Origin of the sequence: Pararhizobium capsulatum DSM 1112 (assembly GCF_030814475.1) — a bacterium.
In the GTDB taxonomy this organism is placed as follows: Bacteria; Pseudomonadota; Alphaproteobacteria; order Rhizobiales; family Rhizobiaceae; genus Pararhizobium; species Pararhizobium capsulatum.
The window spans coordinates 60606-83041 of sequence record NZ_JAUSVF010000003.1; the positions used below are offsets into that span (position 1 = coordinate 60606).

The following is a 22436-nucleotide window of genomic DNA, read 5'->3' on the forward strand; positions in this document are numbered from 1 at the left end:
ATTCCATAGGCATAACCATGGTTCAGGGCTCTTGTTTGTGCGTTTCCGGAGCTGCGGCACCTTCAATGACTTCCACGACTGACTTTATTGCAGAACTCTTCCGTGCCGGAAACGAAGTGGCGAAGCTGAGCCATTCAAAGCGTAAAAGGCTGCTGGAGCGTGCCCTGACCACCGTGAAGGATATGCGCGACATCCTTGGAATTCCGAGCAGCGGGACGGACGCCGATCAACTTGTGCAACTCGCAACTTTCGTCGCAAAACTCGAACATCAGGGTGACAGCGAGGTCGGCCAGGCGTTCCTCACCGCGTCCACCTTGATCCGGGATCTTCGGATTGCCATGGACGAGAAGGTTGAAGTTATGATCAAGGAACTGCGGCTTCCCGAGGAAGCGAAGTGAGGCATTGGCAGCGTTCTAAAGTGTGCCAGCCTCCTGAATGAGCGGCCGGTTTACCGGACCTCTTATCCCTATCTTCAAATCGCCCTCTGTTTCGAATAATGCCCTGACCTGCATGCATCTTTTGGCCTGCAAGCGCGTTTCGGTGGACGCAACCGAAGGAGACAGGCCATGAGCAAGCGTGAGATGATCGATACAGGAACCGACAAGCGTTACGTCCGTCGCGACCAGGACGGTAAGTTCAAGGAGAGCGTCGAGGTGTCCCGATCATTGTCGGCAGATGCCCGCCATGATGCCAAGAACGACGCCAAGCCGGGTCAAGGTGACAAGGGCGACCGAAAGCACTGAGAGCGGTGAAGCTCGCCACATACAATGTCAACGGCATCAATGGCCGTCTCGATGTGTTGCTTCGGTGGCTCGCCGAGGCGAAGCCCGATGTCGTCTGCCTGCAGGAACTGAAGGCGCCGGACGACAAGTTTCCGCAGAGCGAGCTTGAGAAGGCGGGGTACGGGGCAATCTGGCATGGCCAGAAGTCCTGGAACGGCGTGGCAATCCTTGCTCGCGATCAGGAGCCGATTTTAACCCGGCGTGGACTACCGGGAGAGCCCGGCGACAGTCACAGTCGATACATCGAAGCAGCGATTGATGGAATTGTGGTTGGTTGCCTTTACCTTCCCAACGGCAACCCCGCGCCAGGTCCGAAGTTCGACTACAAACTGCGTTGGTTTGAGCGTCTGCATGACTATGCAGCGGAACTGCTCCACTTGGACATTCCCGTCGCCCTTGTCGGTGACTTCAATGTCATGCCGACCGAACTTGACGTCTACAAACCGGAGCGTTGGCGTGATGACGCCCTGTTTCGGCCGGAGGTCAGGGCGGCCTATTCGGAGTTGCTCGAACAGGGGTGGACGGATGCGGTTCGGACGTTACACCCCGACGAACATATCTACACCTTCTGGAAGTATCTCCGGAATGCCTTTGCGCGAGATGCAGGCCTTCGCATCGACCATTTTCTCCTCAGCCCGAGCTTAGCGCCGGTTCTGACACGCGCGGCAGTGGACAAACATGTTCGGGGCTGGGATCACACGAGCGACCACGCCCCAGTCTGGATCGAACTATCGAACGCATAGAGAGCCATACGGCCTGGAGGAACTGATGTCTGAACACCTGCGACAAGAAATGCGAGAACGGCTTGAAGACTTTGTCGATAGTTTCGTGGTGAAGGGTGCAAAGCCGCATGATGTCTTCGATGAGATCACATCCGCGGTGGAAGCGCTTCGTGAAGCCTATGATCGTGATCCCGATCCGATGAACGATACCGTCGTCGCGCCGCTGCTTGAAGAGCCGTCCAACGACTGGCCTGCAGCGGACGGAAAACCTCGGCCTGGCGGCAAGTGACATGGATGGGGTTGATCACTCCGGTGAACTGACGTCGGTGCTTGAGGATGTGGTGGCTCGGGTTCGCAAGGCAGCACCCGGCATCTACGATGAAGCCCTCGAGAAGGCGAAAGCGAGTGGTAAGCCCGCTCCTCGCAAGGGCGACTTCGAGTATTCTGGCATTGCGGTGTTTACGCGCTGTGGCGATGTGGCGTCGGCAGGAAATGCCGGCGTCGGGTTTCCCGTTCAGTCCATCTCGAAAGTGTTCGCCCTTGAGGTCGCGCTGGAAGCCATGGGTGAGAAACTCTGGAAACGGGTCGGCAGGGATCCGTCAGGCGATCCCTTCAACTCGATCATCGATCTCGAACGGGCCAAGGGCATTCCACGCAATCCGTTCATTAACGCAGGCGCGCTAGTCGTTTGCGATATTCTGACCGGAATTGGTGGCCGGTCAGGACCCAACCGGCATGTCGTCGACCTTGTCAAACGGATGCTCGACGGCGATGCTCCGCCACTCGATCAAGATGTGATGGAAAGCGATCGAACCGGGGGAGACCTGAACCGTTCCCTGATGTTCATGGCGCGACACCACGGTAATCTGAAACATCCAGTTGAAAAGGTGATGGACGCCTACATCCATCAATGCGCCATTTCGTTGGACTGCAGAGGCTTGGCAAAAGCCGGGCGGTTCCTGTTGCTCGACGATCCGGACGATGAGGATGGCGTAAAGATCGCGGCGGCGCGGCGGGCGCGACGAATCCTTTCGATTATGATGCTGTGCGGGCAGTACGACGGATCAGGCGATTTCGCCTATCGCGTGGGATTGCCGGCAAAATCCGGTGTTGGCGGCGGCATTCTGGCCATCGCGCCCCATATCGCGTCAATCGCTGTTTGGTCACCCGCGCTCGATCCCATGGGGAACAGTTGGCTCGGAACCTTGGGGCTGGAATTGTTGACATCGAAAACGGACTGGTCCGTGTTTGGGAAGTCCAGACGACTGCTGCGTGATGACGCCCGAAATCAGCGGTGAGCGTCGGCATGGTTGACGCCTTCGGACCTTCCCCTCCGCGAAGGAAAGCCCGGCGCGCGGCCGGGCTTCTAATCCTGATGTTGGAATCTCAGTGATGGTGCTCAGGCATGTCCTTGAGCTGATCCTTGGTCCAGGACGTGACAGCGTGGACGTCGCCATCTTCATCCCGCATGAAATCGAGGTCGCTGAGAGAAACGGCAACCGGCTTTGCCCCGATACCAAGGAACCCGCCGACATCGATAATGGCCTTGGTGCTCGTTCCCGAGCCATGGACATGATCTACGTTTCCGACCTTGTGGTCATCGGCGCCGTAGACGGTTGCGCCCTCCAATACGGCCGGTGTGAGCTCGGTGGTCGCGAGACGAACGTGATTGCTATGATCCATTGATGTTTCCTCCTTGTTTGTGGAGAACGGGAAACCCCGTTGGCGACAAACTGTTCCAACATCCCGCTATCATTGGTTCCGTGATCCCAACCAGATCGTCTTGCGCGACATCAGAGGCTTCCTATCTGTGATGAAATCCGAACTGGAGCAACGCGATGAGCCAACGGCTGACAGAGAGTGCTGGGCCTGAACGCGAGAAAACTTGTTCGGGTGAGACGGCCACATGTGCTTGTTGCCGCAAAGTTCGTTCCGCGTCGAACATGGATGAAGATGGCTGCGGAATTTGCGACGAATGTCTTGCGCCGTGAACAACGACGGCGTGGAGACCGGGCCTCGACCGCCTTCGACGTTCGTGTCCGCTCTTGAAATGATGCTTGAAGGGTATTGCGAGGGCCGCTTTGAAGGCCACCCGTGGAGCGTAACCGTCAAGCGATCGAATGATGGCAAGCGGATATGGCTCTATGGTAAAGAGCTAGGCGGCAAGGATACCGTGAGCTTCAATCTTTACAGGCTGTCGAAGACAGGTCCGCTTCTGAAACCCTGCGAGATGTCATCGTCGAAAGTGATCGACTTCGTCCTCGGTTTCGAGCGGGAGCCGCCGGTCTAAAGAGATCTCGCAGCCGGACCTGACATCGACGAATCCTTCTGCCGCTTTAGCGGGGATATCCACCCAAACCGCCGACCTCGGTATAGCGCGGCAAGACCATCATCTGATCATCGGCGAAGGGGCGCTGAAGCTTCTTGGCGTCCTTCCAGTCGGCCGTCAGCCAAAGTTCGCATTCTTCTCTGGTCGTCAGGAGCACAGGCATGGCCTTGGGATGGACCGGCTTGACGATGCTGTTGGGATTGGTGGTCAGGAAAGCATAGATGTCATGCTCGCCAAGCCTCGGCGCCTTGATCGGGCCGCGGGTACCGTGCCAGCGGGTATGGACACCCGCCAACATGAAGAGCGGCTGATCTTGGCTAAGCGCAAACCACCGCAGCGGCTTTTTGCCTGTCTCTGGATCAGGGTCTTGCTCATATTCGGAGAACGCGGTTGCCGGCACCAGACATCTGTTCTCGGGACCCAGCCACCGCTGCCAGTGGGGCAGCCAAGTCTTGCGGACATTGGTGACGCCCTTGTCGGGCTTGCCGTCGAGATGCTCCTCGGGCGTCGGCATGCCCCACGTCGACATGATCAGTTCGCGTTCACCCTCGGTGTCCATGCGGATGATCGGCCCCTGGCGATCCGGATGCACGGAGATCGACGGCGGCAGGTTACCCTCGCGGTATCGGGTTATGTCGATGAAGTCGCGAATGGCCTGCTGGTTCGATGTCAGATTGTAGAGATTGCACATGTGCAGTCCTCTTCCTCGCAGAAATCAGCCGTACCATCGACAATCTTCAGTTCCAGTTCAAGCTGTCCGATGCGCTCCAGCATGAGGGTCTCAAAGTTCAAGAGCACATCGGCGAGTTGCGCCAAGCCGTGGGTGGTGTCGCCAGCGCCGTTCACGGAATTGACGACCACCATGTCCTCATCAAGTGCCTCGACGTAGGAGCGGACGAGGTCGCATTCCTTTCGATAGAAATCGAGTCGAGACCCGAGGGCGGCTTGTTCAGCTTCATCCGGATACTGGCCGAATATAACCCCACCTTGGAGGGTGCGGTCCAGCGGCAGGATCGCCATGTCCGATTTACAGGTCATCTGAACTGCTCCCTTCAAAAGTCAGGTTTGCCTCAAGAAGGCATGGAAACCGCGTCTGGCACCGATCTTCGCCATCAGCGCAGATCATCTTCTCGCAACCGACAGCCAGGCGACGCCGCAGTTCAACGAAGCGGATGCTCGCGCCGTACTGCCTGACGAGCGTTTTCCGATCTAGCTCGATATATCGGTCGCACGCCCGGCATTCGGCCGTGATGATCGGGCTTCGAAACTCCCGCAACGTCAGCAAGCTCATCGATCAAGCTCCAAAAAAATATGCCCAGGTCTCACCTTCACCTACGGCAGTGATTCCATTTGCTGAATCCCTTGAGCTTCTGGTCCGGACCTCGTACGACGCCTCGCTATCGATCGGGGACCCAGTTGACTCGTTTAGGGCTTAGGAACAAATAGGGAACATATTCGCTTTTTGCCGAATTGGAAAGTGCCTTGACCTGTGACATCCATGCAGCAGACCGCCACCAACGCCACGATCTCGGAGCTTCGCGACCGCATTCAGCATCTCGAAGGCGGCCCGGTGCGTACTCGCAAGATGCTGCCCTTTGGTGTTCCGGCAATCGATGGCGTGCTTCCAGGCGGCGGTCTTGCTTACGGCGCGCTGCATGAGGTGGCGGGCGGGGGAACCGGCACGGTCGATGGCGCGGCCGCCGCCCTGTTCGTCGCCGGCATCGCCGCCAGAACCAGGGGCAAGATCGTCTGGTGCCTGACACGGCCGGACCTGTTCTTTCCGGCGTTGGCGCAAGCCGGTCTTCAAGCCAACCGCGTCGTGTTCGTCGAGTCCGACAAGGAGGAGGACGTGTTGGCAAACATGCAGGAAGCGCTCGGGTACGGCGGCCTCGGCGCTGTCGTCGGGGAGATTGTTCGATTGCCGATGACGGCGTCCAGGCGCCTGCAACTGGCCGCGGAAAAGACCGGAACCATCGGTCTTGCGGTCCGACGATGGCGACGCCAGAGCGAGGCCAACGACTTTGGCCAGCCGACGGCATCGACGACGCGGTGGCGCGTGAGCGTTCTGCCATCCGAAGAACTCCCCGTTCCGGGTGTCGGTCGTCCGCGCTGGTTACTTGAGTTGATGAGATCGCGTGCGGGCGAATGTGCCGAGTTTGCCGTTGGAGCCTGTGATGACAAGGGTCGTATCCATTTATCTGCCGGATCTGCCCACGGATCGCATTCGTCGAGCCGATCCCTCGCTGCCGGCTGACCAGCCAATTGCCGTGATCGCCAGGAGCGGTGCCAAACGATGGGTGTCTTCTGCGGATGTCGCGGCGAGGAAGGCTGGCGTTCGTGTGGGCATGGCGGCGGCCAAGGCTCAGGCCTTGTTCCAGGGTCTAACGATGATCGACGCCGATCCCGTCGCCGATGCTCAGGCGCTGGAGCGCATTACGCTCTGGGCCTTGACCCAATATTCCCCGATCGTCGCCATTGATGCATTGGATGGTATCGTCATGGACACCGAGGGCGCCGATCATCTGCAGGGTGGCGAGGAGTCGATGCTGATCGGGATTGCCAATCGCTTCCGTGGCAAGGCGCTGACGGCGCGGATAGCAATCGCTGACACCTGGGGTGCCGCCCATGCCTGTGCGCGAGCGATCAGACGGGAAACGGTGGTCGTGCCCCGCGGCGAGACTGTCCGCGCTGTGGAACGGCTACCGATCTCGCTGCTGCGGCTCCCCGAGAAGATCGTTGGCGATCTGAGGACACTTGGCTTCCAGAGCATCGGGGAACTGTCAGCGACGCCGCGCGCACCCCTGGCTCTGCGGTTTGGCCCGGAAATCGGGCGTCGTCTCGATCAGATGTTCGCACACCTCGCCGAACCGATCGATCCCATCCGCAGTCTGGAGTTTCTGGAGGTGAGCCGATCCTTTGCAGAACCGATCGGTGCTGCCGAGACCATCGACAAATATGTCGGTCGGCTGGTGGTCCAGCTTTGTGATGCGCTGCAGAGACAAGGCCTCGGAGCCCGCCGCATCGATCTGATCGTCGAGAAGGTCGATGGCACCCGTCAGGCGATCCGGGCAGGGACCGCCAAGCCGGCACGCGATGTTGCCTGGCTGACCAAACTGTTTCGCGACCGAACGGAGAAGATCGAACCGGGCTTTGGTATCGAGAAGCTGTCGCTGGTCGCGGTGATGTCGGAGCCGTTGGCGGAAACCCAGAGATCGTCTTCGCTGATTGAGGAGGATACGAGAGACATCGTCCCCCTCATCGATGTCTTCGGCAATCGAGGCTCGCGCGTCTACCGGGTCGCCCCGGTGGCATCGGATGTGCCCGAGCGCAGCCTCCACCGGATTGCCGCCGCATCAGACGACATCGATGTTTCCTGGTCTCATCACTGGCGTCGGCCAGTAAGATTGCTCCTGCATCCGGAGCTCATCGAGGTCATCGCCCTGTTGCCGGATCATCCGCCGGTCTCAGTCACATGGCGAGGCAAACGCCGCAAAGTGAAGCGGGCCGACGGACCGGAGCGGATTTTTGGCGAGTGGTGGCAGCGGACGTCGGAATGGGTCGCCGTCCGCGACTATTTCGTCATTGAGGACGATACCGGCGAGCGGCTGTGGATTTACCGATCCGGCGACGGTGTCGATGCGGCAACCGGCTCGCACCGCTGGTTCATCCATGGGATTTTCGCATGAGATATGCAGAGCTTCAGGTCACCACCCATTTCTCCTTCCTGCGGGGCGCGTCCTCGGCGCAGGAACTGTTCGCCACCGCCAGAGAGCTTGGCATCGAGGCGCTGGGCGTGGTCGATCGCAACAGCCTGGGGGGGATCGTCCGGGCGCTGGAAGCCTCCCGCGAAACCGGCATCCGTCTTGTCGTCGGCTGTCGTCTCGATCTGCAGGATGGCATGTCGATCCTCGTCTATCCGACAGATCGCACGGCATACTCGCGGCTGACCCGGCTGATCACGCTCGGCAAAAGCCGGGGCGGCAAGGACAACTGTGTTCTGACCTTCGACGACGTCGCGCTCTACGCGGAAGGATTGCTCGCCGTCCTGGTGCCAGATCTGCCGGATGAGACATGCGCAGTTCAGCTTCGCAAGCTGGCCGACGTGTTCGGCGACCGTGCCTATCTTGCGTTATCGCTACGCCGTCGTCCCAACGATCAGATGCGGTTGCATGAACTATCCAACCTGGCCGCCAAATTCCGTGTCCGCACGGTCGTCACCAACGACGTACTGTTCCACGAACCGGGACGCCGGCAGCTCCAGGATATCGTTACCTGCATCCGGACACGAACGACCATCGATGCAGTTGGCTTTGAACGCGAACGGCATGCCGACCGATACCTGAAGCCGCCGGAGGAGATGGAGCGTCTGTTTCCGCGTTATCCGGAGGCGCTGAGACGCACCATGGAGATCGTCGATCGCTGCACATTCTCGCTGGAAGAGCTGAGTTACCAATATCCTGAAGAAGCCATCCTTCCCGGAAAGACGCCGCAGGAATCCTTGGAGCACTATGTCTGGGAATGCGTGCCGAACCGGTATCCCGAAGGATTGCCCGACAATGTCCTGACGACCGTTCGCCACGAACTCGATCTCATACGGTCCATGAAGTATGCGCCGTATTTCCTCACGGTGTTCTCGATCGTTCGTTTCGCCCGATCGCAGGGAATCCTTTGCCAGGGGCGTGGCTCGGCTGCCAACTCGGCGGTTTGCTATATCCTCGGCGTCACCAGCATTGATCCTTCGACCAACGATCTGCTGTTCGAGCGGTTCGTCAGCCAGGAGCGCGATGAACCGCCGGATATCGACGTGGATTTCGAGCACGAACGGCGCGAGGAGGTCATTCAATGGATCTACAAGACCTACGGCAGGGAGAAGGCGGCGCTCTGTGCGACGGTGACACGATACCGGGCGAAGGGCGCCATCCGGGACGTTGGCAAAGCGCTGGGACTTCCGGAGGATCTGATCAAGGCCTTGTCATCCGGAATGTGGGCCTGGTCGGAAGAGGTCAGCGACCGCAACGTCAAGGAATTGAACCTTAACCCCGATGACCGGCGCCTCATTCTGACACTGAACCTGGCACAGCAGCTCATGGGCGCTCCGCGGCACCTTGGTCAGCATCCGGGCGGCTTCGTGCTGACCCATGACCGGCTGGACGATCTCGTGCCGATCGAACCGGCGACCATGGCCGACCGGCAGATCATCGAGTGGGACAAGGATGACGTCGAGGCGCTCAAGATGATGAAGGTCGACGTTCTCGCCTTGGGCATGTTGACCTGCATGTCGAAAGCGTTCGATTTGATACGACAGCACAAGGACGACGATCTCGATCTTGCCAGTATCCGTCAGGAAGACTCGGCCACTTACTCAATGATCCGGAAGGCTGACACGCTCGGGACGTTTCAGATCGAAAGCCGGGCGCAGATGGCAATGCTTCCGAGGCTGAAGCCACGGACATTCTACGATCTCGTCGTTCAGGTGGCGATCGTCCGACCGGGGCCAATCCAGGGCGATATGGTCCATCCCTATCTGCGGCGCCGCGAGGGCAAGGAGGATGTGGAGTATCCGACGCCCGAACTGGAGGCGGTGCTGGGTAAGACGCTCGGCGTTCCGCTGTTCCAGGAGTCGGCGATGCGTGTCGCCATGGTCTGCGCCGGCTTCACCGGCGGCGAGGCCGATCAGCTCCGCAAGAGCATGGCGACGTTCAAGTTTACGGGCGGCGTTTCCCGGTTCAAGCACAAGCTCGTCTCCGGCATGGTTCGCAACGGCTACACCCCGGAATTTGCCGAGAAGACCTTCAGCCAGTTGGAAGGCTTTGGCAGCTATGGCTTCCCTGAAAGCCACGCGGCGTCGTTTGCGCTCATCGCCTATGCGAGCAGCTACATCAAGTGCCACCATCCGGACGTGTTCTGTGCAGCCCTGTTGAACTCGCAGCCGATGGGATTTTACGCCCCTGCCCAGATCGTTGGCGATGCCAGGAACCACGGCGTCGAGATCCGGCCCGTCTGTATCAACAGCTCTCGGTGGGATTGCACGCTGGAACCGGTCGAGGGCAAGGATCGTTATGCGGTTCGGTTGGGTATGCGGATGGTGCGTGGGCTGGCCACCGTTGATGCCGCCCGGATCGTTACGGCACGGATGGAAGACACGTTCTCCTCGGTCGACGACATGTGGCGGCGGTCAGGCGTGCCGGCGGCCTCGCTCGTTGAACTGGCGGAGGCCGACGCCTTCCGACCGTCGTTAAAACTGGAGCGTCGTGATGCTCTCTGGGCAATCAAAGCGTTGAGAGACGAACCGTTGCCGTTGTTTGCGGCGGCGGCCGAGCGTGAGGCGAGAGCGATCCCAGAGCAAAAGGAGCCGGAGGTCGAACTTCGGCAGATGACCGAGGGCCACAATGTCGTGGAGGACTATGGACACACGGGGCTGACGCTCAGACAGCATCCCGTCGCTTTCCTGCGGAAAGACCTGGCAACACGGAGCATCGTCACCTGCGAGGAAGCGATGGCCGCACGCGACGGACGCTGGGTGATAACGGCCGGACTGGTGCTGGTGCGGCAGCGGCCGGGTAGCGCCAAGGGAGTGTTGTTCATCACCATTGAGGATGAGACCGGGCCGGCGAACATCGTCGTGTGGTCGAAGCTGTTCGAGCGACGTCGCCGCATCGTGCTGGGAGCGTCGATGATGGCAATTAACGGTCGTATCCAGCGGGAAGGGGCTGTCGTCCATCTCGTCGCGCAGCAGGTCTTCGATCTCTCCAGCGATCTGTCCGGGCTCGCCGATCGTAATACCGCATTCAGGCTGCAGACTGGGCGAGGCGACGAATTTGCCCATGGTTCTCCGGGAGGTCCAGACTCACGGGACCAGCCGAAGCCTGCCGTCCAGCCGAGAGATATTTTCATCCGGGATCTGCACATCGATACGCTGAAGGTGAAAAGCCGGAATTTTCAGTAGGCAGGATGGCATTTGAGCCTTATGGGAAATGATTTCCGCTTTGCGCCGACCTCTCAGTCGTAGCGGCAGACCTTACCATCGCCCGAGAGCAGACGTCCGATGGTTTGGACAATACTGCGTCTGGACACGATTTGCGGTCATCCAATCGACAGGGAAGGCCGCCCCTTTCCGTGGTAGTCACTCCAATCTCCGCAGGTCTGACTATCGGGCGAGGAGGAGCCACCTCAGAGCGTGACGATAACTCCCCCGGACAACCGCTGCCCCCGCTCCATCCTCGCGCAAGCTATCTAAGTGACTTTGGGTGATAACCCAACGTGTCGTTAACTTCTTGTTAACCATTCCCTCGCTACAGCCGTGCAACGCAAAATTAACAAAGTTGAATGATGTGTTAACCCAACCCCGCCCAATCCGTCTCAAGGGACGATCTTTCCTCGCGCTCGCCTTAAGCCCCGAGATGCCGGTCGATGATTGGCTGGTCCAGTTGGATAATCTCGCGGCCCGATCCGCTGGTTTCTTCCTTCGGAAACCAATCGTACTCGATTTGTCGAGCCTCGACATCGGGCAAGACGAGCTTCGAGATCTCGTGGCAAAGCTCGCGACGAGAAAAGTCCGAATCATGGGCATCGAGGGCGCGAAGGCTTCTTTGCTCGCTCCAGATCTGCCGCCAGCGTTGACCGACGGGAAAGGCACTTCCGACGTTGAAATAACCGCGGTCGAGGAGTCCTCTGCTCCGGCGGCGGCAAATCCCGCACCGACGGTCTCGGCACCATCACGCTCTAGTTCATCATTGATCGTAAGCCAGCCCGTTCGCTCGGGTCAGTCGCTTCACCACGCGGAAGGGGACGTCACTATCGTTGGTTCGGTGGCGTCTGGTTCCGAGGTCGTCGCCGGCGGCTCGATCCACGTCTATGGTGCCCTAAGGGGCCGCGCCATGGCGGGGACGATGGGCAACTCCACGGCACGGATCTTTTGCAGGAAGTTGGAGGCGGAGCTGATCGCGATCGATGGTTTCTATCTGACAGCCGAAGATCTCGAGCCGAGTTTGCGCGGCAAGGCAGTCCAGATTTGGCTTGAAGGCGAAACCATAAAAGTGGCTGCGGTGATCTAAATCGATGAGTTTGGAAAAAATGGAGATGATATGGGCAAGGTCATAGTCGTTACGTCTGGCAAAGGCGGCGTCGGCAAAACGACGTCCACGGCCGCGTTGGGTGCCGCGCTCGCGCAGAATGGCGCGAAGGTCGTGGTTGTGGATTTCGATGTCGGCCTCCGCAATCTCGATCTCGTCATGGGCGCGGAACGACGCGTCGTCTACGATCTCGTGAATGTCATCCAGGGTGAAGCGAAGCTCACGCAGGCCTTGATCCGTGACAAGCGCGTGGAGACACTGTTCCTGCTTCCGGCATCGCAAACCCGCGATAAGGACAACTTGACGCCCGAAGGCGTGGAAAAGGTCATCACTGCCCTTAAGAACGCGTTTGACTGGGTCATTTGCGACAGTCCGGCGGGTATCGAACGCGGAGCGACATTGGCAATGCGCCACGCGGATGTGGCCATCGTCGTCACCAATCCGGAAGTTTCATCGGTTCGTGACTCGGATCGCATCATCGGCTTGTTGGATTCCAAGACGCTGAAGGCGGAGAATGGCGAGACGATGGAGAAGCACCTTCTTTTGACCCGTTATGATTCCGCGCGCGCTGAACGAGGCGACATGCTGAAGGTTGATGATGTGCTAGAAATCCTGTCCATCCCCCTTCTTGGTATCATTCCGGAGAGCATGGACGTACTACGGGCCTCGAACGTTGGTTCTCCCGTGACCCTGGCTGACGGCCGCAGTGCCCCCGCAATCGCATACTTCGAGGCTGCCCGCCGGCTCAACGGCGAGGCGTTGCCGGTCGTTATCCCTGGAGACAAGCGAGGCTTGTTTGGGAAACTTTTCGGTAGGAGAGCTGCATGAATCTTCTGAGAATGTTTTCCCGGCAGCAATCCGGAGCGGCCGCGCGGGAGCGACTTCAAGTACTGCTGGCGCATGACCGCGCCTCCACGGGCGATTCCGAACTTGTAACAAAGTTGCGCGACGAAATACTCCGCGCGATTTCCAAGCATATGGAAGTCGACGCCGATAAGGTCAGCGTGAAATTGGAACGGGGTATCCCGGTGTCCACACTTTTCGTCGACGTCGAAATCCCCCATGATGCGGAAAGGAAGGCGGCCTAAGAGCCGCCCTCACAACGGCAAATTCTCTTTGGCGCCGCGCCAGCGTTTCAACTGATTTTGTCAGGGCCGAGGGACCGAATATGCGTTGAGCGGTAGGTTGTCAGTCCCGGTGCGCATCCCATGTGGAACGTTCGTTGGCGTTTGGCCATTTTGGGCCGTCAATTCAGTCGTAACAACGCTCGAACATATAAAAGCCGATGGTCTATTTTGCCTGTGACGCCAAGGAAGCCCAAGCGCGAGGCATCCTATGGTCACTAGTTCAACGGTCAGCAAGGGGGAGTTGGGGAACAGTTGCAGCCCCTTTTGCGAGATTTCGGCTGATCGCTCGAGGCCCTCTTTCGTGAAAAGGTTAAACTGGCTTTTGGCACGAAGATAATAGTCGTACTCGACCAGCTCGGTGCTGTCTATTCCCCAAGCCCGGCTATAGTCCGCTTTTCGTATGGCTCCCCACTCGCCGGTCATCGCTCAGACAATCTTGCCAGTCAGTTCATCCTGTAACGGGTCTGTCCCACTCTTGTCGAAGCGGTCTGCAATGACCGGCACTACCACGACCCCAGCGATAACGCCACAGCAACCCACCCTTACCCCCACGTTTCACAAATACGTCACATCCGAGGCTAATGGTCCCCGTGCAGTGCAGGTGGTGACCTCGCAGAATGTAGTCCTTACCCAGGATCCCTAACGTTGTCGTCGATCCCGCGGTTATTCTCCCAGGGGAGCGCCTCGCAACCTCGACCTGACGGTGTACGTCGACGAGGTCATCATCCTGGGAGACCTCGTCATGCCCGGGTGCAATCTCTTGGTCGTGACCCGAAAACTCCACATCACTGTGAACCCACAGGTCGCTCCCGGTCCGATACCGGCGGGGCCCATTGCGCAGCACATCCGTCACGCAGTTGGGTCGCACTACTCCTTGGTTTTTCATCCGACTTCCGAGAAGCGATACGTTCTCATATACTCGCGGTTATAAAATGACTAAGGAAGTGCCGCGGGCAGCTCTCGGCTATGCGTGATGGGCTTGGGCAACGCTGAGAACCGGCCAAATTCCAATCAACAAAACTAACCACCTGAGACATCACGATGGTTATATGAAGGCTACTACGTAAGCTTGAATACCCAGGCCAACATCTGCCATACGAGATTGGAAATATCATCCGTCACGACCACTGCTCCGTTCCGGCGCCTAATCTCTTGGTTGTCCCGTCAACAAAATCCATTCACCTTTAAAATCTTATGCGCCTCAATTGAGGCGCGAAGCTCTGCCTCGGAAGTGCGATCACCTTGATTGGCATCGGGATGGTGCATTTTAAGCCTTTCCTTATAGCGCTTCCTGATGTCCTCTGCCGTTGCCTCCGATGACAGACCAAGTGTCTCGAAAGCCTTTGCTTCGAGCACCTTGAGTTTTCGTTTCTGGGGCTCCGCTTTTTGCACCAGACGCTGTGCTGCGGTTTTGCGAGCATTCAAGGACTTTGCGGAGCCGGAGCGGACTGTAAAAGGGATGGGTATTTCAGTGGCTTCGGGGATGATGGTCCCGACAGTTGCGCGAGCACCGCTCGTCGCCTCTTTCTGGTAACGGGCAACGTTTGCGTCGGTTGGCGCGGTCGTGAAGCTATAGCCCTTGTTGTATTCTTTCACGTGCTCAAGGCAGAACAGCAGGTACAGGCCCTCGGCACCCGAACCAACAGGCGCGCGATACGCACCGGAACTGCCGCAGCCGTCCCATTGGCATTTCGGGCCGGCGGGTTCGGACGGGATAGCAGTTTTCCTGCGTGTAGATTTAAGGCCGACGAAAATTTTCTGATCAAGCGTCATGGGCCTATATGGACGGATCGCGATCTCAAGGCAAGGAGCTGAATTCCCGTAACGAATGTCATTGTCGGTGCTGAACTGGATTTGGTAACGATCGACATACCTGATACAAATGGCTGCATCTGCAGCGCAGTGCGAGTGCGTCCACGCATAGTTGGGAGCAGGGGCAGTAGATTCTAGGTTTTGTGATTTGGAACGAGCGGCCGAATGGGAAACATGTCCTCACCATAGTGGTGAAGGCGGGTCTGATGTCTGCGGCACAGCCAGCGGACGTCCAGCGGCTTATCATAGGGTCGTGATGTGCATCGACCGCATCAATACCGCAGACCTCGCAGACCTGCCGTTCCAATTGACCAGCTTTCACCGCTCTCTGAACCGCCAGGGGTCAATTCTTCGCTTCGCTTGACACGTAGCCGTGATTGGTAGCGGGAGTAAGATATTGGATCTCGGTTCGGAACATTCTTGTCGTTTGCGGAATTAAGGCTAGGCCAATGATGTAAGTGATCGCAAAGTTGAGTCTGCTGATCAACGTCTCCGCCGACATTCACAAGGTGATGCGACCACTCCGTGCCACTTCAGTTCTCGCTTTTGCCAACTACACAGGCCCAAATGTCCACAGTCATTTGTGGACAGACTTGTTAGATATTTTATTCGGAGGAATACCCATGCGGAATTTTGGCAGTCTGGTCCTCGTAGCCAGCGTATCCGCAACTTTCGCCGCTGTGCCGATCAGCATGGATTTGAAGAGTCCTTGGACGTTTTCCACGCCGGCTGCGCTCGCCGGCAACGGCAACGGCGGTGGCAAGGGTGGAGGGGGCGGTCACAGCGGCGGAGGTGGCAACGGCGGCGGCAGCGGGAAGAGCGAAACCCACGCGTCTGCGGGACACGAAAAGGCGGGCTCGTCTTCGCGCCACAAGAGCGGGACGAACCAATCCAACGACACGATTGCAACAGCCTTCGGCAAGCTTTTCGGTACGCACAAGGGGGAGGAAAAGCGCGCCGGGTCGAAGAAGTCGCTTTCTCAAACCACCAAGGGCTCGCCCAAAGCAGAGAAATCCATCTTGAAAGTCGCGAAACCCACACCGAGACCAGAGAACCGGGTCCTGGTGACCAAAGCCTACGGGCTAGGGGTGGATGCCTCCGATCTGAATGAAAAGTCCGCACTGCCTGCCAAACTCGGTAGGCTGAACTCGCTCAACCGGAACTACCACGCTTACCTTAACTCCGACGATCCGCACATGGCCGCCATCCGCGACTATGTCGTTGCCTACGCCCAGTTCGAGCTGGACAATGGCCGCCATGCGATCCCGACCGACCCGGCCCTGAGTGATGAGGCTCTGAGCGCGGCGCTGCTGTCGGCAGCCAATAAGGACATTGGTGTTATAGGACAGCCGGGCGACGTGATTGTGGCCGATCCGGAAGTAATGGCATGGGCGAAGACCGTTTTGGGCGTCGGACCTGCTGTTGGCAAGATCGACCAGGTGCGTAACGCGTTGGCAATCGAACAGCCGACGGACCACCCGCCAACGTGGGAGAGTGAAGCCGATCTGGTCAGAGAAGACTACGCGCTTGACGTGGATGCGCCCGATCTAAATGAACAATCCGGACTGGCTGCCAAACTCGGCAGACTAAACTCGCTCAACCGGAACTACCACGCCTACCTTAACTCCAATGATCCGCACATGTCCGCTATCCGCGACTATGTCGTTTCCTACGCCCAGTTCGAGTTGGAAAATGGCGACCAGGCCATCCCGTCCGATCCGGCCCTGAGCGACGACGCGCTGAGCGCGGCACTGCTGTCTGCAGCTAACAAGGACATTGGTACCATAGAGCGCCCCGGCGACGTGGTTGTAGTCGATCCGGAAGTGATTGCATGGGCGAAGGACGTTTTGGGTGTCGGACCGGCTGTTGGCAAGATCGACCAGGTGCGTGATGTCTTGGCAACCGAATAACGTAACCACGAACCGCAGATAGCCCAAGGCGAGGTCGATACGGCACGGGCAGAAACCGAGATGTCAGCAGAACGACCGAGCCACGTACCTGCACTTGAACAAGTAGCGAGATCCCAGCCTGCGGGCGATTTCGTTGAGGCAATCCCAAGCCCTTCCACGCGCGAAACTGTCGTCAGTCAAAAAACCAGCTCCCTTACTGCAGGGGGCCGCTTCATCAAGGGTTTGCCTAGAGGAACGGGGGCCACTAAGCCATTCGCTAGACGATCCAGTCGTTGATCTGGACGCTGTCAACCGACCCGATGCCTATTTCCCACCTTCGTATCCTGATTTGAACTCATCGACTACGGCAGTGATAGGTTTCGTGACGCCGTCCCACCACTCGCTTACCTCGGATGTCGCCTGGCCCACCTCCTCGCCGACAATCCGCACGCTAAGTGGCTTATTCTTCGCCAAATATTCCTCATGCATAGTAATGCGCGCGTGGAAGCGGTCTGCACATTCACGCAACTTGACCTTTGAGTTTGATAAGGTTGCCACTGCTTACAATCAGCACAGGCCTTCCGCCACTTATCATTGATGTCTTGGGTGAAGGTGTCGCTGCCGGTTGAAACCAAGCTGACCTGGTTGAGACAATCTATATCCGCCAACCTTTCAAACACAGTCGATTGGAGGCAGCATTGGGATGCTCGATACACGAGCGATTGCCTGCCTATCAGGCTCACTTGGAACCCGCATACCTGCCAGTTTTGCCATGGGGACACAATGATCGACAATGAACTGCTGCCTCTTCGTTGTCAGAGGCAAATCTGCGTGCCTGTTGCCAGGCCGCTCGAGCACAATCCACCATAGTGTTCTATCCGCTTCAAGAGTATTGAAAATTGCGTCAACCTCCGATCGTCGACAAGCGAGTGTGCACTCGCCCGATCGGCGCCGGCTTGAAGGCATGCCTTCATCGCCAAATCTTCTGCCTCGAGCTGGCCGAGTTCAACCTCTTCCGAAATTCCATTCTCCAGCAACGACATCAATGCCTGGGACTCACCATTGCGCCGACGAGTTTTTGGAATGTTGTTGTTCCGATGTGTTTGCCGGTTTCGTTGGTGACGATTGCGTTTGTTGCGTTGGCTGCGGAGAGGATGCGGACGGCGTCTTCGATGGTTGTGTCTGCTGGGATGACTGGCCCTTGCGGCGTGGTTGCGTCGATCGGATCCATGACGGCTTCGACCTGAATGACGCGGCCGCGGTTTACTTCGCGGACGAAGTTTTCGATGTATTGGTCGGCGGGGCGCAGCACGATGTCCTGGCTGGTGCCCTGCTGGATGACCTCGCCATCGCGCAGGATTGCGATCTGGTCGCCGAGGCGCAGCGCTTCGTCGAGATCGTGGGTGATGAACACCACCGTCTTGCGGATTTCCTTCTGCAGGTCGAGCAGGACGGTTTGCATGTCCATGCGGATGAGCGGATCGAGCGCGGAATAGGCTTCGTCCATCAACAGCACCGGCGCATCGTTGGCCAGCGCCCGGGCCAGGCCGACGCGCTGCTGCATGCCGCCGGAAAGCTGGTTGGGATATTTTTCCTCGAACCCCTTCAAGCCGACGCGCTCCAGCCAGCGCATGGCCGTCTCAATGCTTGCCTGGCGCGGGATGCCCTGGATCTCCAATCCGAAGATGGTGTTATCGAGCACGCTGCGATGGGGAAGCAGCGCGAACTTCTGGAACACCATGGCCGTCTGGTGCCGGCGGAACTCGCGCAGATCGGTCTCGTTCATCTTGACCACATCGACGCCATCGACCAGGACCTCGCCGGCGGTCGGATCGATCAGCCGGTTGATGTGGCGGATGAGGGTCGACTTGCCGGAGCCCGACAAGCCCATGATCACCTGAATCGAGCCGGCCGGCATCTCGATGTTGATATCGCAAAGACCGAGCACATGGCCGTGCTTCTCGTTGAGATTGGCCTTGCTCAGGCCATTCCGGACCGCCTCGATATGGGATGCGGCATTCGGTCCGAAGATCTTGTAGAGGTTGCGGATCTTGATGCCACCGAACAGGTGATCAGGGCGCTGATTAGCCATGGACGATCTCCCGGTGCTTCTGCAGGCGCTGGCCATAGGCCTGGCTCACCCGGTCGAAGATGATGGCGATGCCGACGATGGCAAGGCCATTGAAGATGCCGAGGGTAAAATACTGGTTGGCGATGGCCTTCAGCACCGGCTGTCCCAGCCCCTGCACGCCAATCATCGAGGCGATGACCACCATGGCCAGCGCCATCATGATCGTCTGGTTGATGCCGGCCATGATAGTCGGTAGCGCCAGCGGCAGCTGCACCTTGAACAGCTTCTGGCTTCCATCGGCGCCGAAGGCATCGGCGGCTTCGAGTACGTCGCGGTCGACGAGGCGGATGCCGAGATTGGTGAGGCGGATCATCGGCGGAATGGCATAGATGACGACGGCGATCAGGCCGGGCACCTTGCCGATGCCGAGCAGCATGACGACGGGGATCAGATAGACGAAACTCGGCATGGTCTGCATGACGTCGAGGATCGGGTTAACGATCTTCTGGGCTCGGTTGGAGCGCGACATCAGGATGCCGATGGGAAGGCCGATGGCGATCGACATCACGGTGCAGACGAAGATCATCGAGATCGTCCGCATGGTGTCGTCCCACATGTCGAAGTAGCCGATCAGGAGCAGCGTCACAAGACAGCCGGCAACGATGCGCAGGTTGCGGGTGGCGGCAAAAGCGATGGCAAGGATGATAAGCGTGATGATCGGCCAGGGCGTCTTCAGCATAAAACGCTCAGCATAGATCAGAAACTGCTGCAGCGGATAAAAGAAGCCTTCGATGATATCGCCGTAAGTGCGTGTGAACCCGCGAAAACCTTCGTCGATCGCCTTCTTGAGATTGCGAAGGTTGTCATCGTCCATATGCGGAAATTTGAAAAACCAGTCCATTCTGTTCCCCATCTGCAAAGAGCCGATCTGTTTTTTCTTGTTTCGGCGGTGAATGGTGCGATGCGCCGAAGGCGCATCGCATGATGTCGGTCGGTTCAGATCAGAGCGACCGTTCGATCTTCTCGGCGGCTTCTGGTGTCACCCAGGTCTTCCAGACGTCCTTGTTCTCTTCGAGGAAGTGCTTGGCGCCATCTTCGCCGCTTGCCTGGTTGTCGGTCATCCAGGACATCAGCTGGCCGAGCGTGTGGTTGCTCCAGGAGCGCTTGCCGAGATAGTCCATGACTTCGGGGCCGGCCTTCTCTGAGAAGGGCTTGGCCACCAGCGTTACGATGGTATCGATCGGCCAGGCATTCGGCTTGGGATCGGTGCAATCGGCAACGGTGTTGCAGCGCTTCCATTCGTCCGGATTGGCCTCGACGCCGTATTCGAGTTTGACCATCTCGTATTTGCCGAGCAGCGCCGTCGGCGCCCAGTAGTAGCCGACCCAGCCTTCCTTGCGCTCGTAGGCCTTGGCGATCGAGCCATCGAGCCCGGCCGCGGAGCCGGTATCGACCAGTGTGAAGCCGGCCTTCTCGGCCTCGAAGGCCTTGTAGAACTGTGCGGTGACGACCGTGCCGCCCCAGCCTTGAGGACCGTTATAGATCGCGCCCTTGGACGGATCTTCCGGATCGGGGAACAGTTCGGGATGCTTCAGCGCGTCGCCGATAGTCTTGATATCGGGATGGGCGTCAGCGAGATACTTCGGGATCCACCAGCCCTGGACGCCGCCATCGGGCAGCGGCGAGCCGACCTTGACGATGCGGCCTTCGTCCGTACCCTTCTTGACCACATCCGGAAGAAGGTCGACCCAGGCTTCCGGTGCGATATCCGGCTCGCCCTTCTCGGCCATTGAGGTGATGGTCGGAACCGTGTCGCCCACGGTGATCTCGGCGCTGCAGCCGTAACCTTCGTTCAGTATGATCTTGTCAAGATTGGAGATCACCTCTGCACTCTGCCAGTTCATGCTGGCAATCGTGATACTGCCGCACTCGGCAGCACTCGCAAACGAAACTCCGGAAAATACCCCAAATATAAGCGCACTCGATGCTAGCAACCTCTTCATTGTCGTTCCCTTTTCTTGTGCGGCTTTTCGAGGGACGGGGCGCCGCAAAACCCGCCTTTGACGGAGCTAGGAGGTTTCTCCCATGCTGACCGTTTTCTGGAATGCCGCCGTCAACCCTCGCGATACCGCAGTGTCGAGGCCGGCTTCACGCATTTCTTCGATCGCTGCCGCTGTGGTGCCGCGGTAATCGAGAAAGGTCTGGACCGTATCGGTGGGACAGTCGTCCCGCTGTTCCAGTAGCCTCCCGGCGCCGATGATCAACGTGTTGACGGCGCGCTGGGCCACCTGCCGGTCTAGGCCATGCCTCATGGCATCGAGCATCATTGCTTCGGCGAGCAGGGCGGGAAAGGCGGGGCCGGAGCCGGTGAGGCCTGTGAGATAATCGATATCGGCTTCGGTTCGAACCTCCTCCTGAACGCCGCACGTATCAAAGATCGCGCCAACGAGGTCTTTATCCGCAGCCTCGACGCCGTCTGCCGCAATCCAGGGCGTGTAGGACCGGCGAACTTCAGCGGCGGCATTGGGCAGCGTGCGAACCGCGCGTGTGGTTTGGTGACGGTCACAAAGCGCACTCAGGCGGATGCCCGCCATGAGGGAGATGACAAGCTTGCCTTCGGCATTCACCTTCAGGCCCGTCCAGTCGGCAGGACGAACCGAGAGAATGACAACGTCCGAGCGGTCGGTGAGGGCCTGATTGTCCGTGGTCCAGAAGGAGGCAGGAGAATGGTCAGGACGGCGACTGCGGTAGGACAGCGAGAGATTTTGGGGCTCGACGACGCCAGCATCCAGCATGGCACCGGCAAGGGCACCACCAAGCCAGCCCGCGCCACCGATCACGCCAATCCTCAAGCCAGTCCCTGTACCCACTTTGCCCTCATTCCGGGTTGTATCCATGCCGTGCGAAGAAGCGATCGAGTTCTCTCTGCTGGGGAATCTGGCCGGTATAAATCGCGATGTATTCGGGAATTCGCTTCATGCGCAGCGCGAGATCTTCGCTGGATTGCATGGAGATGTAGCCGATCTGCACCAGATAGGTCGTCCGTGCGCGAACATCTGCAGAGCTTTCGTCATGACCGAACCGCATGAACATGCGGCCGAGTGCTTCCATTCTCGTCTGGTCTGCTGCCTGCACTTCGGCGAGAATGTCAGACGATTGCAGGGCCCAGCTGCGCACTGCAAATTCGAATTGGGAATCGAACAATTGCCGGCTCACCCAGCAGTCGAAGACGTTCAGCATCGCCTCGGCAAGAGACTCCGCATAGGCTTCGGACTGTTTCACGAGGTTGCCGGTGTTCTTTTCCCTCCAGCGCGCGACGAGCGCGCCCAACAATTCCTCGCGATCCTTGAAGAACCAATAGAAGCTGGTGCGGGAGAGATTGAGCCGCTTGGCCAGCGGAAGGATTTTGACCGAATCCACGCCGGAATCGAGCAAGGAATCGTAGGCAGCTTCCAGCCACCCTTCCTGGGAACCACGCCAGCCGCTTTCACTTATCGCCTGTTCCATGATTGCCTCCTAACAAATGGATGGATGCGTGACAAGGGAAATGTACAGATATGTCCATATTCAAGACTGTTGTGTTTTGATCGTTGACACTTATGTACATTTTCTCTTACGCTTCTCACTAAAGC

Annotated in this window: 22 protein-coding genes and 2 pseudogenes; 13 read left to right on the forward strand and 11 right to left on the reverse strand. The window is 58.5% G+C overall.

Annotation, left to right across the window (positions count from 1 at the left end):
- The first annotated feature begins 17 nt into the window (after positions 1–17).
- The 5 genes from QO002_RS25380 (at position 18) to glsA (ending at position 2802) form a co-directional block, all read left to right on the forward strand.
- Entirely contained in the window at positions 18–398 is a 381-nt protein-coding gene (locus tag QO002_RS25380) for a hypothetical protein (RefSeq protein ID WP_307235212.1), read from the forward strand.
- Between the two features lie 168 nt (positions 399–566).
- Entirely contained in the window at positions 567–743 is a 177-nt protein-coding gene (locus QO002_RS25385) for a hypothetical protein (RefSeq protein ID WP_307235213.1), read from the forward strand.
- A gap of 5 nt (positions 744–748) precedes the next feature.
- A complete protein-coding gene (gene xth / locus QO002_RS25390) occupies positions 749–1525 on the forward strand; it encodes an exodeoxyribonuclease III (protein ID WP_307235215.1) in 777 nt (258 codons plus the stop codon).
- A gap of 25 nt (positions 1526–1550) precedes the next feature.
- A complete protein-coding gene (locus QO002_RS25395; RefSeq protein ID WP_307235218.1) occupies positions 1551–1793 on the forward strand; it encodes a hypothetical protein in 243 nt (80 codons plus the stop codon).
- 1 nt (position 1794) lies between these two features.
- Positions 1795–2802: a glutaminase A gene (gene glsA / locus QO002_RS25400; protein ID WP_307235219.1), complete on the forward strand. Its 1008-nt coding sequence runs from the start codon at positions 1795–1797 to the stop codon at positions 2800–2802.
- Positions 2803–2890: 88 nt separating this feature from the next.
- Here the strand turns inward: glsA and QO002_RS25405 are convergent, their stop codons facing one another.
- On the reverse strand, positions 2891–3187 hold the full coding sequence (locus tag QO002_RS25405; RefSeq protein WP_307235222.1) for a PRC-barrel domain-containing protein: 297 nt from the start codon (positions 3185–3187) through the stop codon (positions 2891–2893).
- Between the two features lie 292 nt (positions 3188–3479).
- On the opposite strand from QO002_RS25405, the gene QO002_RS25410 reads away from it, so the two are divergent.
- Positions 3480–3794, forward strand: a complete 315-nt coding sequence (locus QO002_RS25410; protein WP_307235224.1) for a hypothetical protein — start codon at positions 3480–3482, stop codon at positions 3792–3794.
- A gap of 46 nt (positions 3795–3840) precedes the next feature.
- On the opposite strand, the gene QO002_RS25415 is transcribed toward QO002_RS25410, so the two are convergent.
- Both QO002_RS25415 and QO002_RS25420 read right to left on the reverse strand, forming a co-directional pair.
- Complete coding sequence (locus QO002_RS25415; RefSeq protein WP_307235226.1) at positions 3841–4524, reverse strand: SOS response-associated peptidase; 684 nt, start codon at positions 4522–4524, stop codon at positions 3841–3843.
- Entirely contained in the window at positions 4503–4871 is a 369-nt protein-coding gene (locus QO002_RS25420) for a hypothetical protein (RefSeq protein ID WP_307235228.1), read from the reverse strand. Before QO002_RS25420 ends, QO002_RS25415 begins: the two co-directional genes overlap by 22 nt.
- A 460-nt stretch (positions 4872–5331) precedes the next feature.
- On the opposite strand from QO002_RS25420, the gene QO002_RS25425 reads away from it, so the two are divergent.
- From QO002_RS25425 to minE, 6 genes are all read left to right on the forward strand, one after another.
- A complete protein-coding gene (locus tag QO002_RS25425) occupies positions 5332–6087 on the forward strand; it encodes an ImuA family protein (RefSeq protein ID WP_307235230.1) in 756 nt (251 codons plus the stop codon).
- Positions 6008–7519 (forward strand): Y-family DNA polymerase, encoded by a 1512-nt coding sequence (locus QO002_RS25430; protein WP_307235232.1) that lies wholly within the window; start codon positions 6008–6010, stop codon positions 7517–7519. The genes QO002_RS25425 and QO002_RS25430 overlap by 80 nt, the downstream gene beginning before the upstream one ends.
- A complete protein-coding gene (locus QO002_RS25435; protein WP_307235234.1) occupies positions 7516–10779 on the forward strand; it encodes an error-prone DNA polymerase in 3264 nt (1087 codons plus the stop codon). The genes QO002_RS25430 and QO002_RS25435 overlap by 4 nt, the downstream gene beginning before the upstream one ends.
- Positions 10780–11155: 376 nt before the next feature.
- A complete protein-coding gene (minC, locus tag QO002_RS25440; protein WP_307236240.1) occupies positions 11156–11887 on the forward strand; it encodes a septum site-determining protein MinC in 732 nt (243 codons plus the stop codon).
- A gap of 30 nt (positions 11888–11917) precedes the next feature.
- Entirely contained in the window at positions 11918–12733 is an 816-nt protein-coding gene (gene minD / locus QO002_RS25445; RefSeq protein WP_307235236.1) for a septum site-determining protein MinD, read from the forward strand.
- On the forward strand, positions 12730–12993 hold the full coding sequence (minE, locus tag QO002_RS25450; protein ID WP_056331628.1) for a cell division topological specificity factor MinE: 264 nt from the start codon (positions 12730–12732) through the stop codon (positions 12991–12993). The genes minD and minE overlap by 4 nt, the downstream gene beginning before the upstream one ends.
- 225 nt (positions 12994–13218) lie before the next feature.
- Here the strand turns inward: minE and QO002_RS25455 are convergent.
- The 3 genes and pseudogenes from QO002_RS25455 to QO002_RS25465 form a co-directional block, all read right to left on the reverse strand.
- Positions 13219–13530, reverse strand: a pseudogene (locus tag QO002_RS25455) (adenylate/guanylate cyclase domain-containing protein); the annotation flags it as partial.
- A 666-nt stretch (positions 13531–14196) separates the two neighbouring features.
- Positions 14197–14805 carry a J domain-containing protein gene (locus QO002_RS25460; RefSeq protein ID WP_307235239.1) on the reverse strand — a complete coding sequence of 203 codons (609 nt, stop codon included), beginning with the start codon at positions 14803–14805 and terminating at the stop codon, positions 14197–14199.
- A 173-nt stretch (positions 14806–14978) separates the two neighbouring features.
- Positions 14979–15184 (reverse strand): annotated as a pseudogene (locus tag QO002_RS25465) (hypothetical protein); the annotation flags it as partial.
- 118 nt (positions 15185–15302) lie between these two features.
- Between QO002_RS25465 and QO002_RS25470 the strand changes: the two are divergent.
- Complete coding sequence (locus QO002_RS25470; protein ID WP_307235241.1) at positions 15303–16754, forward strand: hypothetical protein; 1452 nt, start codon at positions 15303–15305, stop codon at positions 16752–16754.
- A gap of 1021 nt (positions 16755–17775) precedes the next feature.
- Here QO002_RS25470 and QO002_RS25475 read toward each other — a convergent pair.
- From QO002_RS25475 to QO002_RS25495, 5 genes are all read right to left on the reverse strand, one after another.
- Positions 17776–18825, reverse strand: coding sequence for a quaternary amine ABC transporter ATP-binding protein (locus QO002_RS25475; protein ID WP_307235243.1), 1050 nt, complete (start codon positions 18823–18825; stop codon positions 17776–17778).
- Positions 18818–19705, reverse strand: a complete 888-nt coding sequence (locus QO002_RS25480) for an ABC transporter permease (RefSeq protein ID WP_307235245.1) — start codon at positions 19703–19705, stop codon at positions 18818–18820. The genes QO002_RS25475 and QO002_RS25480 overlap by 8 nt, the downstream gene beginning before the upstream one ends.
- A gap of 100 nt (positions 19706–19805) precedes the next feature.
- Positions 19806–20807: an ABC transporter substrate-binding protein gene (locus QO002_RS25485; protein ID WP_307235247.1), complete on the reverse strand. Its 1002-nt coding sequence runs from the start codon at positions 20805–20807 to the stop codon at positions 19806–19808.
- A gap of 66 nt (positions 20808–20873) precedes the next feature.
- On the reverse strand, positions 20874–21701 hold the full coding sequence (locus tag QO002_RS25490) for a pyrroline-5-carboxylate reductase family protein (RefSeq protein WP_307235250.1): 828 nt from the start codon (positions 21699–21701) through the stop codon (positions 20874–20876).
- Positions 21682–22311: a TetR/AcrR family transcriptional regulator gene (locus QO002_RS25495; RefSeq protein WP_307235252.1), complete on the reverse strand. Its 630-nt coding sequence runs from the start codon at positions 22309–22311 to the stop codon at positions 21682–21684. Before QO002_RS25495 ends, QO002_RS25490 begins: the two co-directional genes overlap by 20 nt.
- Positions 22312–22436: the final 125 nt, after the last annotated feature.

Excerpts from the sequence above, each read along its gene's own strand:
- QO002_RS25485 (WP_307235247.1), bottom strand. The coding sequence starts at position 20,807 with ATGAAGAGGTTGCTAGCATCGAGTGCGCTTATATTTGGGGTATTTTCC.
- QO002_RS25405 (WP_307235222.1), bottom strand. The coding sequence starts at position 3,187 with ATGGATCATAGCAATCACGTTCGTCTCGCGACCACCGAGCTCACACCG.
- QO002_RS25480 (WP_307235245.1), bottom strand. The coding sequence starts at position 19,705 with ATGGACTGGTTTTTCAAATTTCCGCATATGGACGATGACAACCTTCGC.
- QO002_RS25395 (WP_307235218.1), top strand. The coding sequence starts at position 1,551 with ATGTCTGAACACCTGCGACAAGAAATGCGAGAACGGCTTGAAGACTTT.
- QO002_RS25425 (WP_307235230.1), top strand. The coding sequence starts at position 5,332 with ATGCAGCAGACCGCCACCAACGCCACGATCTCGGAGCTTCGCGACCGC.
- QO002_RS25460 (WP_307235239.1), bottom strand. The coding sequence starts at position 14,805 with ATGACGCTTGATCAGAAAATTTTCGTCGGCCTTAAATCTACACGCAGG.
- glsA (WP_307235219.1), top strand. The coding sequence starts at position 1,795 with ATGGATGGGGTTGATCACTCCGGTGAACTGACGTCGGTGCTTGAGGAT.
- minE (WP_056331628.1), top strand. The coding sequence starts at position 12,730 with ATGAATCTTCTGAGAATGTTTTCCCGGCAGCAATCCGGAGCGGCCGCG.
- QO002_RS25410 (WP_307235224.1), top strand. The coding sequence starts at position 3,480 with ATGTCTTGCGCCGTGAACAACGACGGCGTGGAGACCGGGCCTCGACCG.
- QO002_RS25385 (WP_307235213.1), top strand. The coding sequence starts at position 567 with ATGAGCAAGCGTGAGATGATCGATACAGGAACCGACAAGCGTTACGTC.
- QO002_RS25495 (WP_307235252.1), bottom strand. The coding sequence starts at position 22,311 with ATGGAACAGGCGATAAGTGAAAGCGGCTGGCGTGGTTCCCAGGAAGGG.
- QO002_RS25380 (WP_307235212.1), top strand. The coding sequence starts at position 18 with ATGGTTCAGGGCTCTTGTTTGTGCGTTTCCGGAGCTGCGGCACCTTCA.
- QO002_RS25415 (WP_307235226.1), bottom strand. The coding sequence starts at position 4,524 with ATGTGCAATCTCTACAATCTGACATCGAACCAGCAGGCCATTCGCGAC.
- QO002_RS25490 (WP_307235250.1), bottom strand. The coding sequence starts at position 21,701 with ATGGATACAACCCGGAATGAGGGCAAAGTGGGTACAGGGACTGGCTTG.
- QO002_RS25420 (WP_307235228.1), bottom strand. The coding sequence starts at position 4,871 with ATGACCTGTAAATCGGACATGGCGATCCTGCCGCTGGACCGCACCCTC.
- minD (WP_307235236.1), top strand. The coding sequence starts at position 11,918 with ATGGGCAAGGTCATAGTCGTTACGTCTGGCAAAGGCGGCGTCGGCAAA.
- QO002_RS25475 (WP_307235243.1), bottom strand. The coding sequence starts at position 18,825 with ATGGCTAATCAGCGCCCTGATCACCTGTTCGGTGGCATCAAGATCCGC.
- QO002_RS25435 (WP_307235234.1), top strand. The coding sequence starts at position 7,516 with ATGAGATATGCAGAGCTTCAGGTCACCACCCATTTCTCCTTCCTGCGG.
- QO002_RS25430 (WP_307235232.1), top strand. The coding sequence starts at position 6,008 with ATGACAAGGGTCGTATCCATTTATCTGCCGGATCTGCCCACGGATCGC.